General features: G+C 69.3%; 6 protein-coding genes and 15 pseudogenes. All 21 read right to left on the minus strand.

The window, feature by feature from the left end; genetic code table 11:
• Positions 1 to 614 precede the first annotated feature (614 nt).
• Positions 615 to 1,289: SAM-dependent methyltransferase (locus FF86_RS21780; RefSeq protein WP_242419253.1), on the minus strand; the 675-nt coding region annotated here is incomplete at its 5' end.
• Positions 1,290 to 1,307: 18 nt separating this feature from the next.
• Positions 1,308 to 1,421, minus strand: a pseudogene (locus tag FF86_RS54515) (SAM-dependent methyltransferase); the annotation flags it as partial.
• Between the two features lie 461 nt (positions 1,422 to 1,882).
• Positions 1,883 to 2,428 (minus strand): annotated as a pseudogene (locus FF86_RS67435) (serine hydrolase); the annotation flags it as partial.
• A gap of 1 nt (position 2,429) precedes the next feature.
• A pseudogene (locus tag FF86_RS67440) lies at positions 2,430 to 2,487 on the minus strand (hypothetical protein); the annotation flags it as partial.
• Between the two features lie 101 nt (positions 2,488 to 2,588).
• Positions 2,589 to 3,353, minus strand: a pseudogene (locus FF86_RS36210) (hypothetical protein); the annotation flags it as partial.
• Between the two features lies 1 nt (position 3,354).
• Positions 3,355 to 3,629, minus strand: a pseudogene (locus FF86_RS67445) (hypothetical protein); the annotation flags it as partial.
• Between the two features lies 1 nt (position 3,630).
• A pseudogene (locus FF86_RS67450) lies at positions 3,631 to 3,761 on the minus strand (helix-turn-helix transcriptional regulator); the annotation flags it as partial.
• Positions 3,762 to 3,885: 124 nt separating this feature from the next.
• Positions 3,886 to 4,592 (minus strand): annotated as a pseudogene (locus tag FF86_RS21795) (methyltransferase, FxLD system); the annotation flags it as partial.
• A gap of 376 nt (positions 4,593 to 4,968) precedes the next feature.
• A pseudogene (locus FF86_RS63720) lies at positions 4,969 to 5,210 on the minus strand (hypothetical protein); the annotation flags it as partial.
• Position 5,211: 1 nt separating this feature from the next.
• A pseudogene (locus tag FF86_RS63725) lies at positions 5,212 to 5,829 on the minus strand (TIGR02569 family protein); the annotation flags it as partial.
• 440 nt (positions 5,830 to 6,269) lie between these two features.
• A pseudogene (locus FF86_RS67455) lies at positions 6,270 to 7,081 on the minus strand (tyrosine-type recombinase/integrase); the annotation flags it as partial.
• Between the two features lie 1,169 nt (positions 7,082 to 8,250).
• Positions 8,251 to 9,051: a tyrosine-type recombinase/integrase gene (locus tag FF86_RS67460; protein WP_396230001.1), complete on the minus strand. Its 801-nt coding sequence runs from the start codon at positions 9,049 to 9,051 to the stop codon at positions 8,251 to 8,253.
• 763 nt (positions 9,052 to 9,814) lie between these two features.
• Positions 9,815 to 10,688, minus strand: a pseudogene (locus FF86_RS54520) (tyrosine-type recombinase/integrase); the annotation flags it as partial.
• 1,160 nt (positions 10,689 to 11,848) lie between these two features.
• Positions 11,849 to 12,223: site-specific integrase (locus tag FF86_RS54525; protein WP_242419254.1), on the minus strand; the 375-nt coding region annotated here is incomplete at its 5' end.
• A 1-nt stretch (position 12,224) separates the two neighbouring features.
• A pseudogene (locus tag FF86_RS54530) lies at positions 12,225 to 13,081 on the minus strand (tyrosine-type recombinase/integrase); the annotation flags it as partial.
• Between the two features lie 116 nt (positions 13,082 to 13,197).
• A pseudogene (locus FF86_RS67465) lies at positions 13,198 to 13,675 on the minus strand (methyltransferase domain-containing protein); the annotation flags it as partial.
• A gap of 233 nt (positions 13,676 to 13,908) precedes the next feature.
• Positions 13,909 to 14,235, minus strand: coding sequence for a tRNA-binding protein (locus tag FF86_RS67470; RefSeq protein WP_396230002.1), 327 nt, complete (start codon positions 14,233 to 14,235; stop codon positions 13,909 to 13,911).
• Positions 14,236 to 14,382: 147 nt separating this feature from the next.
• The coding region (locus FF86_RS54535) for a His/Gly/Thr/Pro-type tRNA ligase C-terminal domain-containing protein (RefSeq protein ID WP_242419255.1) at positions 14,383 to 14,683 on the minus strand (301 nt) is incomplete at its 5' end.
• Position 14,684: 1 nt separating this feature from the next.
• Positions 14,685 to 15,181, minus strand: a pseudogene (locus FF86_RS54540) (aminoacyl--tRNA ligase-related protein); the annotation flags it as partial.
• Positions 15,182 to 15,246: 65 nt separating this feature from the next.
• A pseudogene (gene thrS / locus FF86_RS54555) lies at positions 15,247 to 16,374 on the minus strand (threonine--tRNA ligase); the annotation flags it as partial.
• Positions 16,375 to 16,838: 464 nt separating this feature from the next.
• A partial coding sequence (locus FF86_RS54560) for a cation:proton antiporter (protein WP_242419256.1) occupies positions 16,839 to 17,519 on the minus strand: 681 nt, incomplete at its 5' end.

The following is a 17,519-nucleotide window of genomic DNA, read 5'->3' on the forward strand; positions in this document are numbered from 1 at the left end:
GCAGGCCGCCGCGTACCGGCGTGCCGCCCGCGCGTCGAGGCCAGCCCGCACCGCCGTGACCGGCGCTGGCGCCACGGGTGTCGGCGTGTGCAGGTAGTCGTCGACACCGCGATGGTCAAGCTCGGTGGTCAGCCTCATCACGTCAACATCGGCGGGATGCAACCCCGGACGGCCGGTCGACATCACCTCCACCAGCGCATCCCACGGGTGCGGAGCCGGTCTCACCNCCGCGTCCACGGCCCGCTCGATCCGGTGCGCGTCATCGTCGGTGAGACCGGGCAGGGCGCAGACGGGTTGGCCCAGATGCGCCATCACCACGGTAAACACGACCTGCCCCGACCGGGCGAGGACCCGACACACCTCGTCGAGCAGCCGTGCCGGCTCCTTCGGCGCTATGCCGTAGCCAGCCACCATCTCAACCGCCCCGTCCGCGACCGGTAGCCTCGACGCCAGGTCCGCCACGACCCGACCGGCACCACCGCACTCCGCCTCGCCGATGGCAAGCGACGGCACCAGCGCCACGATCCGCGCGGCCTGGCCCATCCCGGCGACGATGCCCGCGACCAGCGACAGGCCACCGTCCGGCAGCACGATCAACACCCGAGGTGCGCGGGTCATGGTTTGACGGCGACCGCGCCGTAGGTGCCGACCTGCGCGTCGGGCACCGCCGCGAAACCAGGATCGTCCGGAAGCCAGCGCTGCACGGGCACCAGTCCGGGTCCGACCAGCTCCAACCCATCGAAGAACCGCTTGATGTCGGCGTGTGACCGGGCGTGGATATCAACGCCGCGCTGCCGGTACACCTCCGCCGCCCGTTCCACATCCGGATTCAGATCGCTCGCCACATGACTGATCGTGAGATGACTGCCCGAGGGCAACCGCTCGACCAGCCGCCGCACAATGCCATACGGATCGTCGTCGTCCCCCACGAAATGCAGGATCGCGATCAGCGACAGAGCGACCGGCTGGGTGAGATCCAACGTGTCAATGAGCTCCGGCGCGGTCAGGATCCGGTCGACGTCCCGCAGGTCCGCGTCCAGATAGGCGATGCGGCCCTGCGGGCTGCCCGTCAGCAGCGCCCGCGCATGGACCAACACGATCGGGTCGTTATCCACATAAACGACCCGAGACTCCGGCGCGGCGGCCTGGACCACCTCGTGCAGATTCGGCGACGTCGGAATACCCGTCCCCACATCCAAGAACTGCCGCACCCCGAACTCCGCGACCAGCCGCGCCGCCCGGTGCAGAAACGACCGGTTCTGCCGGGCCGCCGACGGCAGGTGCGGGAANGCCGCCACCGCCGCCTNGACCGCCTCCCGATCCGCGGGAAAATTGTCCTTGCCGCCCAGGAGACAGTCGTACATTCGCGCCGAGTGCGCCTGATCGACCGCCAGATCCGTCGGGGACACCGCCCCGGACACGNAGAACACCGTACCCGGATCTGTCACAGCAAGCCACCATGCTTGGACCGAGATCCACCGTGCTGCGCGGGGTTTCGACGTCTGTGCCTGATCCTGTATGCCACAATGTGTCAGTCTGGCGCACGATCAGGACCTAGAATCGTGATCGACTGTCGGAACGATTGTTTTGACAGTCAGCTCCCAGTGATGTGAGGCGCTTCCAGGACGAGAGCCTGGTGCTGCTCACCGACAGCGCGGTGCACTCGCTCTAGACGCCACGCATCATCCAGTGCTTGAGCGCTGTTGACGACTGGCCGAGCTACGAGCGGGCCGACGACACTGGCCGGGAGGCGCTGGCCTCGGAGACGTACGACGGTCCGAAGCGCCTGTCAGTCGGCAAGTTCGGTGAGTGCGGACCAGATCGTGGCGACGGTGTCCGCGATCGCGATGCTGGTGCGGGCGCTATCGGATTCGCCGTCGGNGAGGAATGCCACCGCGACGTCGGTGTGCTGCCCATAAATGATCCCTGCGTCGCAGACGACGCCGTCGAGGCTGCCGGTCTTGTGCGCGACCGGCGTGCGGTCAGGGAGCCTGGCGGGTATCCGCGTGTTCCGCAGGTTGTTTCTCATGGAAGCCAAGACCGGCCGATAGCGCTCGTGCCCGGCAAGTCCCCTCAAGATCAAGTTCAGGTCGCCGGCGGTGGTGGTGTTGCGTCGGCCGGCAGCCCCGAGCTGCTCATCGCGGAAGTCGACAGCCAGTGTGGTCGCCGTCGCTCCAAGGCGCCGGGCGGTGGCGTTCACTGTGTCGTGCCCGACGCGGTCGAGGAGTGCGTCAGCGGCCGCATTGTCGCTGGTGATGAGCATGAGGGCGCACAGCTGTCGGAGAGCGAGTTGATCGCCGTCGTCGAACGCCGCCATGACCGTCGGGAAGATGGTCGGGTGCAGGTCGCGGCAGTTGACGCGCTCTGACAGGTCAATCTGGCCGGCGTCGGCAGCATCGTGGACCGCCGCCGCAACGATCAGCTTCAGNGTGCTCGCCCCGGGCTGAGGGGTGTGTGCGTTCACCTCGACGCGAACCGCTGGGCCGCNCAGCGCCTCGACGGCCACCGCGCGCCGTCCGCCGGCCTGAGTGAAAGTGTTCACCGCGTCCCGCACCCGGGTGGCCGCGGTGGCATCGGCGGGCTGATACTCAGCTGGCGAACAGGAGGTACTCATCAAGGTCCATTACACCCCGATGGCTGGGGTTAGCCGCGAGGAGGGGGTGTCGACGGACGTCACGGACCGCACGAAGGCCACGAACCGTGCCAGTAGCCGAGGCGACTTCGGCTGCTTGGTGGGCGTGTCGACATGCCTGCTCGAGTTCGTCGAGGTCGGCGAGTGCGTGGGCGAGCTGCGCCTCGTAGAGGGCGCGGCTGCGCACGAACGTTCCGTCAAGCCCAGCGAGGGTGTCCTCAAGAAGCCGCTGCGCGTCACGGGCCTGGCCAAGCAGGACCAGACTCGTGCCCCGGTATCCGGTGTAGGCGGCGCTACCGAAGAAGTACCAGGCCGCCCGCCGGTCCGGGGCGTCAGGCAGCAACCGTTCGGCTTCGCCGAGGGAATGCAGAGCCTGCTCGCGGTCGCCGACGTGAGCGTGGGCACGTCCCGCCACCGCGGCCAGCCAGGCGCGCAGCGAGGCTGGTCCACCCGCACCACGCGCGACGGCCATCCGGGCCAGGACCACGGCGTCGCGTGGATCGTCGCCGCACGCGGCGAATGACAGCCAGCCGATCATGTAGCTGGCCAGGGCATCGTCCCCGGCACGCCGCGCCGCGCGGACCGCACGCGCATAGAAGTCGCGGGCACGAGCGGGCTTGTCCAGGTCCAGCCACAACCAGGCCAGGAGCTGGCAGGTCTCGGCTTCCAGCCGATCCACCTCGGTCGCGGTCGCGACCTCCGCCCGCCCGACTTGCTCGAGNAGACCAAGGTGCGCCGTCACTGGACCCACCAGACCGGACGCGCCCAGAAGGTCGTCCAGCCGGCGGTAGTGATCAAGAACATCGCGAAGGCGCGCCACGCTCTCTCCCGGGCCGCCCGGCCGAACCGCCGCGGCAGTCGAGTTGTCCGCCGTTGCCGGCGGCGTCGATGGCTCGGACGAGGAGGTGATCCTGTCGAAGTCGGCTGTGAGCGCGCCGCCGGTTCCTAGAGCGGCGTCTGCGTCAGCCCAGAACGAGCGAGGTGGACACTGGCGCCCNCTCTCAGTGTTGGCGATGGTGCTGCGACTGTATGAGACGCGGTGGGCCAGCTCCTGCTGAGTCAAATCGGCCTGCTTCCGGGCCCTGGCGAGCCTGGCGCCGAGGTCCGACTGGGCCTGGATATAGGTCATCGAGATCACCCGGACACCCCAATCGTCAACAGCCCGCCCAGTCAACNCATTGTCGCACTGTCAGTCGCCGGCGCGGCCGGGCCTGCCGGAAAGCGCCNAGCTTGACCGTCAGGATGTGATGACNAGACGCACGTGAGACTTGTCGATCACTATGCCCGCGGGGCGAGTTTCCTCAGCTCTGTCCGCAGGGTATGAGGTGATGATGGGCTGGGCGCTGCGGTCGCGGTCAAAGCGGCGGATCTGGCTGACTATCCGCTCGGCGAGGCGGGCGGCGGCGGGACCATGGCCGGTGGCGCCGAGTTCGTAGCGGCGTTCGCCGTGCGGTCCTGGCTGGTCGGCGGGACGGGGCTTGGTGAGGTAGGCCAGGGATTCGCCTTCTACGATCGTGGGCGTGCGGTAGGCGAAGGCGGGCCGGCAGACGCCGGCTTCGATGGCCTGGTCTTCAGCGTCGATGCGGCAGGTGCCGGGTTCTGTGGCGGTCAGCCAGAGCCAGATGTGGTCGAAGGGCTCGTTGGCGACCACGAACACGCCGGACCAGATGGTGATCTCGGGCCCGGAGAACACGTCCTGCAGCTCGGCGGCGTCGATGTTCTGGTCGGCGTCCCAGTACAGCGCGACGTCCTTTGTGACGGTGCCGGTCTGTTCACCGGTCGGCACGATGCCGATCATGGGGATGAATCCGCAGAGTTGGCTGTTCTCCGCGCGGAGATGTGTGTCGTGGCGGGTGAAGGCGATGCTTCGGGCCTGGCCGCGCCAGTGCAGGGGCACGACAAGCGTTCCGCCAGGCGCGAGTTGGTCAAACCAGGCTGGGGGCAGGTCCCATGGCCCCACTTATCCGGATTTTGATCATGGAGTTTTGGGTGGGATTGACGGCATTCCGAGTGGCGCTGGTCTGGGGGTGTTGCGGGCGGCGCGGTCGAGGGTGGCGAGCTTGTTCTGGGCGGCGTGGAGGCTGACTTTGAGGCCCTCGACTTCGCCCTGCCAGCCGTTGGTTCTGGCTTCGTCGGTGCGTTCACCGAGGTTTCGGATGATCTGTTCGAGGCGAGTGCGTTGGCGGGGGTCGACGCGGAGCATGGGGCAGCGGACGCAGGCTTAACCGAAATGATCTTGCTATCCGCGTAACCCGTCTTCCCTGGGAGGGGGGGTCACGGAGAGTACTCACATCGGCTTGCGGTCGCTGGGGCTTCGGGCGTGTCGCGGGAGCGGCTCATGGATCGTGGCGGTTGCCCGAGCTCGGATCGTGGTTGGCGTAGGTCACCGCGAGGTTGACCGCGGGTCGGCAGGCCTCGACCTGGTCCGGTGTCCACCCGGTGGGTCCGAAGGCCGCCTCGTGGGTGGCGATCCGGTAGATCAGGGCTCGGACGAGCATCTGACCCCAGGCTGGCAGGTGCGCCCATCGGGCAGCGAGGTCGGGTGAGGCTCCGTACCAGCACAACGCGTCGGCGACCGNGACGGCCGACGCCCAGGACGCGGGGCGCCAGTACGCGGGCCAGTCGATGATCGCCGGTGGCAGTCCGGCGGCGAACAGTACGTTGCCCGGCAGATCGCCGTGCACCACCTGCGGGGTGAGGTCGACCGGACGGCGGCTGCGTGCCAGTGGTGCCAGCAGGTCCAGGGCCGCCGGGCAGCCACGGACCGGGAGTTCTTCCCACGCGACCCTGTCCCCATAAGCCCACGGGTCGTCGCGGAGGTCCAGGAACGCCGGTCGGGGCAGGTCCGCGATTGCCGCGTGGAAGGCGGTGCCGGCGCGGAGCACGTCGTCTTGCCGGCTGACGTCTGGCTCGCCCGCGACGAGTTGGCACGCCTCCCAGCCGTGGGCCACCCATGCCCCGTCCAGCGTCTGGACGGGGCGGGCAACGCGGAACTCGGTGGCGTCCGGCAGGCCGGTGAGCACCTCGGCTCGCCAGAGCGTTTCCGTCAGGAGCTCCACCGGTTTGAGGACGAGCTGGCCAGCTCGCCACGTCCCGCCTTGGCCGCCGGGCAGTACGACCGGGTCGTCCGCGACGCCGAATGCCGCCAGCACGGCATCTGACGGGCCCGCGACCGGAGGGTTCACACCCAAGATCATAATCTGATGGGTGGTGCCTCTGGGGTCAGGCCCTTGTCTGCTCCGCTCGTCCGGCGGCCGAACGCAGGTCGGGCATGCCCAGATGGACGGCGGCACCGCGGGCAGTCTCGCGCATGGTCGCGAGTTTCTGCTCTGCGGCTGCCAGGGTGGTCTGGATCGCGGCGACCTCACCGAACCATCCCTGTTCTTTGGCCTCTTGGAGCCGGTCGAGGAGATTGGCGCGGATCCCTTCCAGTCGCGGCATCTGGTCGGGGTCGACCCGGAGCAGCGGACACCTGACACACGCGTTTTCGTGCGCGCAGGGGGTTCCGTGGTCACGGCCGCAGGTCCCGAGGGCGACTTTCCGTAGTTCGAAATGGGCGAGGAACTCGTCCCATTCCTGGGTGGTGATGTCGCGGTATTCCTCGCTGGGTCGCTCGGCGCGGCGGCGGNCGATGAANGCCCGGTGGTGGGATATCACGTCCTCGGGGTAGATCGCGGCGTATCCCATCGTCGTGTCCACCGTGGAGTGGCCGCAGACCTTGGCGGCGATGTGCGGAGGCAGTCCGGAGCGGATGGCGTCGGTGACGAAGATCCTGCGGAAGTCGTGGGGCCGCCATTCCAACGGCTGGTCTCCTGCGGTGATCTGTGCGGCCTGCGAGGTTGCGACGAGGCACTCTCGGATGTAGCTGCGGGTGAGAGGACGGTCTTCGGTGCCGTACCGCCGTTGGAACAGGAACGGCATCGGCGGGCTCCAGGTCTGCTCGAACACGTCGTAGGCGCAGACCAGCGGCAGAGCCGCTTTCCCGCCACGGACCCGGAAGATGACCGTGGTCAGGACGTCGGCGAGCTCGGGCGAAACCAGAAGCAGCCGCTCTGCATCGGTCTTGGACGGGGCGACCTGCAGCATCGGCACGACCTCGCCGGTGGTGGGCAGCGTGTAGGCGACGAAACTGTGGTGGGTGAGCTCGAGCATCTCCTCGATGCGGATCCCGGTGTGCCGCAAGACTTCCACCGTCGCCCACGACCAGAACGCCGCCGACTCCTCGTGGGTGAGGTCCCGCCGCCTGCCCGTGGCCAGGTCCACGGCGTAGACCCGGCCGGACTCGCCCTGGCGGCAACGTCGGAACTGCTGGCCGCCCGCGTTGAACCGCCCCTCGGCGGCGGTCGCCTTGGCCGTGTTCACACGCTGCTCGGCGTCCCTCCGTTGCTGTTCGACGGCCCGTAGCAGCGCCGGCAGCAGGGGCAGTTGGGTCCTGGTGCGCTGGTCCATCCGCGACTTGACCCGTGACTTGAATTTCTTCTGCGTCACCTCGGCCGCTTTGATCGGGCACGGCGCGACCCACGTCGCCCACCGGGCGGGGTCGTCGGCGGCCNATCGGGCGATGTCCTCGTAGAAGGCCCGGACGAATACCAGCTCGCTGCGGTAGTTCACGCGGGGGCGCACCGGCTGGCCGTCGGCGTCCCGGATGTGGGCCAGCCGTTCTTTCCATGCCTGCGCGACCTCGGGTGCCAGCCGTAGCGAGTCGATGCCCGGATTGTGGATCTCCAGGTCGCGCCAGAACAGTCGGCAAAGGTTACGGGCGATGGAGCGCAGCGAGGTGTGGTCGAGTTCGGGTGCCCGCTCGGTGAGGTACTCGACCAACAGGTCGCGGACGGGCCGGCACTCGATGCCGTAGGCCTCCACGATCTGCTCTATGCTGCGACGGCCGTCCAGCCGCAGAACTCGCAACCGCTCCGGTGCCGCGGCCGGAAGCACGCCGGTCTTTTTCAGCAACGCGTAGAACAGCGGCCTTCCCGCGCTGCCACGGAAATGGTGCTCCTGCAGAGCTCTGGTCAGCTCGACGCAGTCGCCGAGAGTGATGTCGCTGACGAGGCCGCCCTTGCGGACCAGGATCCAGGTGATCTTGTTCAGGGCGTCCGACCTGGCCCAGCCGGCCGCGTGGTCGGCGCGGAGACCGAGGCGCTGGAAGCCGTCGGGGTCGATCGCCGCCCGAGCCTCGGCGAGCATCAGCGCCTGGCGTTGCCGCAGCAACCACGGGTAGCCGGGCCGGACGATCTGCCCGGCGACCAGGAGCGCCACCCCGCAGCACAGTTCGTCACGATGATGGCGTCGAGCCGGGGCGCGCCCCTTCAGCGGCAGGTCAGCCCAGCTAGAACCGGCGGTGTCCGCCCCGCTGGCCAGCCACCGCTCCTGCCAACTGTCCCCGGGCTGGCCCTCGAGCCAATCCAAGATCTTGTTCAGGCCACGCCGCCGGGTCTTGTCGCGGGTGCGGCCCGCGCTCGGTTCGGTGAACAAGCCAAGCAGCCGCTCGACCAGGGCCTCCCGGCTCTGGCGGGTCTGCCACCANCTCTGCTCGCAGGGCCGCGGGTCCAGTTCAGCTGGCTGTCCCACCTCGACGGTGCTGGTCTTCGCGGCCGTGGCGGCAGGCGCCGCGACGGTCATCGGGTTCCCCCGCCGGCGGCCGTCGTGCCGAACAACGTCGCGAGCACCTCGGGCCGGTAGCCAGGCGCCGGGGGCGCCGGTGGCCGCTCCCGCTGGGCGCGCTGCCGCTCGTGATGGGCCAGGACATGAGCGATGACCTCGTCAGGGGTCGGCGCGATGTAGATCTCAGTGGTGGAGATGTGGGCGTGCCCGAGGACCCATTGGACGTCGGCCAAGGTCAGGTTCGGGTCGCGGACCATCCGCTTGGCGGCGCTGTGCCGCAGGTCGTGCAACGTCCAGTTCGCACCGAGAACACGGTTGGCTCGGGTGAACAGCATCCGGGCCGCGTCGTAGGCCAGCGGCCGGAACGGGCGGCGCAGCGTCCACCACAACGGCTCGTCCGGCCCCCAGGGGACCATGTTCCGCATCTGTTGCTGGTAGAGCCGCAACCACACGAACGCGTCCGACGACGCTGGGAGCCGCTGCAGTGCCCGACTGCCCTTGCGGACCACGCCAATCACCTGGTCCTCCGGGGTCACCTGCCCCTGACAGACGCCGAGCAGCTCCGAGGCGCGGGCCCCGGTGGAGACGTAGAACGCGACCAGAGCCCGGTCCCGGTTGCACGACAGGGCCGCGAACAGGTCGTTGAACGCCTGGTCGGGGATGCTTCGCGGGGCCGGTTTGGGCTCCTTGGGCTGGTAGACGGCTCGCCGCGACGGCCGCGGGAACGGCTCCATCGGATTGCGGTGGGCGCCCAGCCGTCCGTCCTCCACGCCCCCGGCCTGCGGGAACGGGTTGACCAGCGGCCGGCCGTGCATCTCCCGGTGATACTCGTAGAACGACCGGATCACCGCACGCGCGTGCCGCCTGGTCCGGGCAGCGTAGTTCTCCCCGGGCGTCGCCTTCCCGGTCACCGGGTTCACCCAGCCCGGAACAGGCGCATCACCGCGACGCGGCCGCGGCGGCTTCTTGACGGTCTTCAGCCACAGGGCGAAGTCCNGCGCCTCGGCACGGCCGGCACGATCCCACGGCACTTCCAGCGCCTGCAAGAACCGGAACCACGTCAACAGCTCGTAGGCATAGGACCGCAGCGACGCCGGGCTGGCGTCGTCGGCGAGCATGTGACGCAGAAACTCGGCGACCGCGGGCACCTCGATGCCCTTGCCATCCACAACGCGGAACGGCAGCAGTGGATCAGCGGTCTCCTCAACCCCGCCAACCCTCGCAATCGCCAGCGATGCAACATTTCGGACCGTCGTGCTGCGTTCCGACACCCGTACCTCCGCGAGTCGCCATAGTCGACGACACGCGATGACAGCAGATCGACGCGATCACAGGGAGTAGCCGCGGACCGACGCCAAGGCCCAGACCAGCCGACAGAGCCCCTGTCCGTCGCCCTCGGCAGGAGTGCAGGAAGCCTCCCAGTTAGTTCGGTCAACGGGACGTGCTCGTGGATGCAGGGGGTGCCGTAGGGGCGTCCGCAGTCGCCGAGCTCGAGTTTGCGCAGGTGGAAGTGCTGCTGGAACTCGGCCCATTCGTCGTCGGTGGGGTCGCGGTATTCCTCGCCGGGTCGCAGGGCGNGGCGTTCGTCGACGAAGGCGCGGTAGGTCCGGATGAGCTGGTCCTGGAAGACGGCGGTGTAGGCCTGGGTGGTGTTGACGCTGGCGTGGCCGAGGATCTTCGCGGCGATGTGGACGGGCAGGCCGCCGGTGACGGCTTCGGTCGCGAACATGCGGCGGAAGTCGTGCGGGGTGTAGTGGAGGGGCTGGCCGGCGGCGTCGGTCAGGCCGGTTCGGGTGATCGCCCGGTTGAGCAGGTGCCGGACCGTGTTGGTGCCGAGAACGTCGTTGCGCCAGCCGTTCTTGTGCATGAAGCCGTCGGGGTGCTGGAAGAGGTGCGGCAACGCGGGGCTGGTGACGCGTTCGTGGCTGTCGTAACGGCCGGCGAGCGGGATGGTGCCGTCGGGGGTGCGGATCCGGCTGATGACGGCCGCGAGGACGCTGGCGAGCTCGGGTGTGACGAGCAGGAGCCGTTCCTCGTCGCTCTTGGACGGGACGATCTGCAGGAGCGGGACGAGTTCCCCGGTGTCGGGCATCCGGTGTGAGACGAGCGCGAAGTGCGTCAGTTCCAGCAGTTCCTCGATGCGGACACCGGTGTGGCGCAGGGTCTCGATGACCGCCCAGGCCCAGAACGCCTCGTCCTCGGTGATCGTGACGTCGGTGCGGGCGCCGGTCGCGGCGTCCTCGACGACGAGGTGTGACGGCCGGTGGTTGGGGGCGGCCGGGCGGCTGCCGGTGCCGACCCGCCGGTAGCGGGTTCCGGCGTGCTCGAAGACCGTCCCGGGTTCGGTGCGGCTCGAGGCGTGCAGCAGCGCGGCCTGGTCGTTCTTCCAGCTTTCGGCCGTGTCGACGAGGCGCGGTAGCCGCGGCAGGCGCTCCCGGGTCCGCTGATGCATTCGCGCGGTCGTGGCCTGGCGCTGTTTGACGACTCCCGCGGTGTCGGTCTTGCGCACCGGGCTGGGGAACGCCCACGGCGCCCACGAAGGGTCGGACAGCGCCCACTCGGCGATGTCGAGGTAGAACGCACGGACGGTGATCAGAATATCGATGTGTCGCTGCGGGGTCGGGCGGCTGCCGCCGCCCTGGGGGAAGCGCAGCCGTTCCTTCCAGGCGTCCGTCACGTCGCGCGGCAGGTTGAGGGTGCCGATGCCGGGGTGGTGACGCTCGATGTCNGCCCAGAACGCCCCTGCGAGGCGGCCGGCGAGCCCACGGAAGGTGCTGTGGTCGAGCGCGGGGCGTCGCTCGTCGAGATAGCGGACCAGCAGCGCGCGGATCTGCCGGTCGGTGATGCCGTGGCGGTCCACGAGTTCGGCGGTGGTCTGCGGGCCGGGCTGCAGCGCGGCGCGCAGCGTCGAGTGCGGCGGGAAGACACCCAGGTCGACCATCATCTGCCAGGCCGGGTGGGAGCCGTCGGTGGCTCGGTTGCGGCGACGCGCGGTGGCCGGCTGGAACGCCACGAGGTCGCCGGTGGTGACCTCCTCAAGGCCACCGCCGGTGTGGATGACGATCGCGGTCAGGACGTTCAACGCGTGTGTAATCGCGTTGTCGGACTGGCCCCGGCGGCGCGCGACGTCAGCCGCGCGGACGAACAGCTCGGGGCTCACCGACGCGCGGACCACCGCGAACGTGGTGGTCGCGCCGTATTTCCTCAGGAACGGGTAGCTCGGCCGGACGAGCCTCATCCGCAGCAGGCAGGCCAGACCCCGGGTCAGTACCACGCGATGGCTTTCCCCGCAGGACGTGACCGGTTCGGGAACCGCAGCCGACCAGGTCGCCCACCTGGAGCCGAGTGTCGCCTCGGCGTGCTCCCACCGCTCCTGCCAGCCGCCGCCAGGCAGCTGGCCCAGCCAGTCCAGCAGCCGGCGGACACCGGCAGCCGACCGCGACGCCTGCTGCTGCTTCCCTGGCCACCACGGGAACGCCGGCAGGGCCTCGAGCACGCTGGCCAGCGACACCGTGTCCCAGGGACCCGGCGGACGCGTGGCCGGCTCCCGGCCCGGAGCCGGGGCGGCGCAGGCCAGCTCCGCGGCAGCCGAGACCGAGACCGTGGCGGGCGTCACCGCGGGTTCCCGAACAGGACCGCGAGGTCGGCCGGGTCGTAACCGAGGGCCGCCGGCGGCGGCGCGGGGCGGGGCCTTTCTCGTGCCGCCAGATGCTCCCGAACCCGGGCGAAGACCTCCTCGTCGTCCTGGTCCAGGTAGAGCTGGGTCGTGGACAGGTGCGCGTGCCCGAGGATCGTCTGCGCGTCCCGCAGCGACAACCGTCCGTCGCGCACCATCCGGATCGCGCAGGTGTGTCGCAGGTCGTGCATCGTCCAGTTCGCGCCCAGCCTGCCGTTCGCCCGGCGGAACACCGCCCGCAGCGCGTCGTAGTTCAACGGCTCGTGGACCCCGCCGCGTCGATAGACCGTCCGCCAGACCGGATCGCCCGANCCCAGCACACCGCCACCGACGTCGGCCAGGTAGAGCCGCAACCACACGAACGCCTCCGGGCTGGCCGGCAGCCACTGCTCCGCGCGCGTCCCCTTGCGCACCACCTGGACCAGCTGCTCACCCCAGTCCAGGTCCGCGCCGCGCATACCGAGCAGCTCGGCCGCGCGCGCCCCGGTGCTCACCGCCACTGCCAGGATCGCCCGGTCCCGGTTGCGGCCCATCGCCGCGAACAGCGCATCCCACTGCTCGTCCGGCATCGCCCGGGGCTTCCGCTTCGGCAGGCGGGGGTTGTAACGCAGCCGCCCTTCCGGACGGAACACCTCCAACGGATTGTGATGCGCATGCGCCCGGCCCCGCGCCGCCCGGGCCAGCACAACCGGGTTCACCAGCGGCCCCTCGCCGCGCTCCAGCCAGAACTCGTAGAACGTCCGCAGCACGGCGTTGCTATGCCGCACCGTCGCCGGCCCGTAACCGTCTCCGAGATGGCGTTTACGGGTCACCGGATTGACCTGGCCCACAGTCGCCCGTGACGCGACCCGCGCCGCCGCCACCGGCTTGGCCGCCTGCCCAAGCCACAGCACAAAGTCCCGGACCTCCGCCGAGGTCACCCGGTCCCAGGCCACCCCGACCGCGACCAGAAACCTCCACCACCGCAGCAACGCCAGCGCATAGCTGCGCACCGAGTTCGCCGACCGTCCCTGCGCAACGAAGTCCCGCAGGAACACCTCGACCGGCCCGACCGGCTCGCCGAGCCCGTCGACCAGCCTCCACGGCACCACATCGCCGGATGCGACCACGCTTCCCCACACCGGAAGCCGGATCGCCTCGATCACCCGATGATCGCTGTCGTCAACCACCTCAGCACCCCTCCAAGATCAGAGAGGCGCAGACTCTTCCGCCGCGACCAAGCCCGCCCTACGACACGCCGCGGGAGGTCAGGAAAGTCCGGTCAACAGTTCGGTCACGATGATCNTGTTGTAGGGGGCGTGCTCCGCCTCGCCGAGGGCGCCGTCCGCGGTGACCACGCGCACCCCGCTGTAGCCGGTCTCGGCAAGGGCGTGGCGGGCGTGATCGGTGACGTCGGGGTGGATGTCGACGGTAGTGACGCTTCCGGTGTCACCGACGAGTTCCGCGAGAAGCGCCGCGTTGTATCCGGTTCCGGCGCCGATCTCCAGGACGTGGTCACCGGGCTGCGGATCGAGCTGGCCGAGCATCATCGCCACGACGGTGGGCACGGAGATGCAGCTGGCGGGCCGGTCCTTCCCGGGCTTGATGGTGATCGCCCTGTTCTGGTACGCCTCCTCGACCGACGCCGCAGGTACGAACCGGTGCCGGGGAACGGCGCGGAACGCCTGCTCGATGCGTGCGGAGGACAGGTGACCAGCAGCGCGAATACGGCTGATCATCTCCTCACGCAGGTCCTCGGGTCGGGTGCTGGTGGCGTGGGTCATCNGGTTCCTTTCGTTGCCAGGTCGGGTGTGCTGAGCGGCACGCCCACGGGTGGGGCGGTGAGCAGGCAGGCATCCCATCCGAGATGTGGCGGCAGGTTAAGTCGGGGCCGCCACCCGAACGATCTTGCTACGTCCGGCCAGCGGCTCGACGGAGCGGCGCCGCCGCGCGTCGGGATGGACGCCGGTCCCGTTTCGTCCTCGTCGCGGGTCCCGGCGCCGCGTGGAAGGGTCGGTCAGAGGAGGCGGGTGCCGTCCGGGACCGGGTGTTCAAAGCCGGCCAGAACCACCGCGCCGTCCTTGTCGTGCGCGCCCGTGACCAGGACCTCGGACTTGACCCCCGCGACGCGCTTCGGCTCGAAGTTGCACACGCACAGCACCTGGCGGCCGATCAGATCCTCGGGCGCGTAGCGGTCGAGGATCTGGGCGCTGGAGGTGCGGATCCCCGCGTCGCCGAGGTCGATCGTGAGCACGTACGCGGGCTTGCGCGCCTTGGGGTTCAGCTCGGCTGTGAGGACCGTGCCGACCCGCAGCTCGACCCGCTCGAAGTCGGTCCACGTGATGGTCNCCACCGGCTCACTCCTTCGCTGCGGCCTTCCGTCGAGCATCGCGCGCTGTCACCCGACCGAGAGCGGCCGCGGCCTTTGACAACCGGTGTGCCCGCACCGCTTGGGGGCGGCCTCGGTGATGCGGGCGGGGCCGGACTTGACTCAGGACGCGAAGGCCGGCAGGTCCACCCGGTCCGCGACGGCCTGAGCCACCTGGGCGACGAAGTCGTCGAGCGCCAGCGAGGTCAGCGTGCGCTCGCCCCGGCGGCGGACGCTGACCGTCCCGTCCTCGGCCTCACGCGCGCCCAGGACGAGCATCATCGGCACCTTCTGCTGCTGCGCCATCCGGACCCGGTTGCCGAGCGTCTCGTTGCGGGCGTCGACCTCGACCTTCACGCCCGCGGCGCGCAGCGCGGCGGCGACCTGGTCCGCGTACCCGGCGTGCTCCTGCGCCACCGGGATTNCGATGACCTGAACTGGCGAGATCCACAGCGGGAACGCGCCGCCGGTGTGCTCGATGTAGATACCGAGGAAACGCTCCATCGAGCCATAGATGACCCGGTGGATGACCACAGGCGTCTGTCGGGCGCCGTTCTCGTCCACATAGACGCAGCCGAAGCGGCGGGGCAGCTGGACGTCGAGCTGGATCGTGCCCATCTGCCAGGACCGGCCAAGCACGTCCGACATCAGAATGTCGATCTTCGGACCGTAGAAGGCGCCGCCGCCCTCTTCCTGCTCGTAGTCGCCGCCGGTGCGGGCGTCGAGAATCCTGCGGAGCGTCGCCTCAGCCTCGTCCCAGGTCGCCACGTCGCCGATGAACTTCTCGGGCCGGGTACCGAGCCGGAACCGGTAGCCCAGGCCGAAGATCGAGTAGAAGCGCTCACAGATGTCGAAGATCCGCTCGTACTCGTCGGCGATCTGCTCCGGCCTGACGAAGATATGGGCGTCGTCCTGCTGGAAGNGTTGCACACGCAGCAGGCCGTGNAGCGTGCCGGACCGCTCGCTGCGGTGCAGCGGGTCGCAGTNGCTCAGCCGCAGCGGCAGGTCCCGGTAGCTGCGGGTCTTCAGATTGTAGACCACCATGGCGTTCGGGCAGTTCATCGGCTTGACCGCGAAGGTGTTCTCACCATCGCTCTCGAGGATGAACATGTCCTCCCGGAAGTGCTCCCAGTGCCCGGAGGTCTCCCAGAGCTTCTTGTTATTGATGAGCGGCGAGGAGATCTCCTCGTAGCCTCGCGCCTCGTGCTCGTCCCGCCAGAAGGCGAGCAAGTTGTTCAGCAGCCGCATTCCCTTCGGCAGCCAGTACGGCATCCCGGGCGCGGTCGGGTCTAGGTGGAACAGCTCCAAGTCCTTGCCGATACGCCGGTGGTCGCGGCGCTCGGCCTCGGCGAGGAATTCCAGATACTCGGCGAGGAGCTGCTTACTGTCCCAGGCGGTCCCGTAGATCCGCTGCAGCTGCGGGTTCTTCTCCGAGCCCCGCCAGTACGCCGCGGCGGACCGCATCAGCTTGAAGGCCGGAATGTAGCGGGTGCTCGGCACGTGCGGGCCGCGGCAGAGATCCTTCCAGACCAGGTTTCCATCGCGGGTGACGTTGTCGTAGATCGTCAGCTCGCCGGCACCGACCTCGACGCCGGCGTCGGCCGCGCTGTCCACCGCCGAGCCCTTCAGGCCGATCAGCTCCAGCTTGAACGGCTCGTCCTTCAGCTCGATAGACGCCTCGTCGTCGGCGACGACGCGCCGGACGAACACCTGGTCCGACTTGATGATGGCCTTCATCTTGGTCTCGATGAGGGCCAAGTCGTCCGGCTGGAACGGCCGGGCGACCTGGAAGTCGTAATAAAAGCCGTCCTTGATCGGCGGGCCGATACCGAGATGGGCCTCGGTGAAAGCGTCCTGGACGGCCTGCGCGAGCACATGCGCGCAGGAATGCCGAATAATGGCGAGCCCGTCGTCGGAAGAAGCGAGAACCGGCTCGACGATGTCCGACTCGGCGACCGGGTGGCTCAGGTCCCGCAGCACGCCGTTGACCCGCGCCGCGACCACGCCTTTCCCGCGCCCCACAACGCTGGCTGCCGTCGTCGTTCCGACCCCAGGACCCTGAGCACTTCCACTTGCGGAGGCAGGAACACTGAGGTCAGACACGGCGGTCTCCATCGGACGATGACTACGAATGCTTGCTGAGATGCCTGGGCGAGAACGGTCTCATCATACAGCGTGCCCAGGAGCATAGCCGGGCCAAGAGCGGCGCCGCGCGTTGCCCGGCCGGTGCCCCCGACTGGCCGACGACCAGGCCCAGTTGGCCGACGATCGGGCCCGGCGTCGCGGGCCGTGGCCCAATGGAGCCCGACAGCGCCTGTGCGCCTATGCCGTTCGTGAGCGGGGCAGTCCGATCATCGATGTCGGGCTCGCCCGAGCGCGGCGCCGTCTTCCCGGGCACCGTGACGGCGATGGGCCACCACGTCGGGCGGCGGCCGATGCGACGTCGCCATCTCTGGCGACCGGCCGAGCGGCCTGGGACCGAGCCGGCCCCCCGCCGGCCGACGCGCCTGGTCAGCGCGCCGGGCGGGCAGGGCCGGCAATGTCGCCAAGGCTCCGGTCGGTGCGGGCCGACCGAATATCTACGCCGACGTGGGAGAGACCTCGTTCCCGACCACGAGCGAGCCACCGCGGGAGGCGGCCGGGACGGTCTCGACGTCGGCCGCTGGGGCCCGGGCCGCGGCGCGCTCGTTCTCCTCCAGCCAGTCGGGCATCGAGACGCGGTAGACCGGCAAGGCCATCGCCGTCGTGACGATCGCGGCGATGACAAGAATGGAGAACGTCTCGGAGGACACGAGGTCGTAGGACATGCTGATGTTGATGAAGATCAGGATCATCAGCCCTCGGGCATTCATGAGCCCGCCGATCGCCGAGGCCTGGCGCCACGAAGTGCCCTGCGATCGGGCGCCGAGCAGGCAGCCGCCGTACTTGCCCACCACGGCGACCGCGACGACCAACAGGAGCATGGCCGCCATCGTCCAGCTGTCGAGCCCTCCGAGCCTTGTGTTCAGGCCGGAATAGGCGAAGAAGACCGGCAGCAGCAGGATCGAGTTGACGTCGGTGAGCCGGGTCCGCAGCTCCCTGCGCAGCATCGGTCGGTCGGGCATCGCGAGGCCCGTGATGAACCCTCCGAACACCGTGAAGATCCCGATCTCCTCGGTGAAGTAGCCGGCCGCCAGCACGAGCAGCAGCACGATCGCCATCTTTTCCCGACGCAGCGTCCCGTCACGCTCGACGCTTCTGGCGAACACCGTCAGCAGCCG

This window comes from Frankia sp. CpI1-P (assembly GCF_001421075.1).
Lineage (GTDB): Bacteria > Actinomycetota > Actinomycetes > Frankiales > Frankiaceae > Frankia > Frankia torreyi.

What these genes read in the sequence shown, in the direction of transcription:
- FF86_RS67460 (WP_396230001.1), bottom strand. Translation starts at nt 9,051, where the DNA reads ATGCACGGCCGGCCGCTGGTCAACCCGTTCCCGCAGGCCGGGGGCGTG.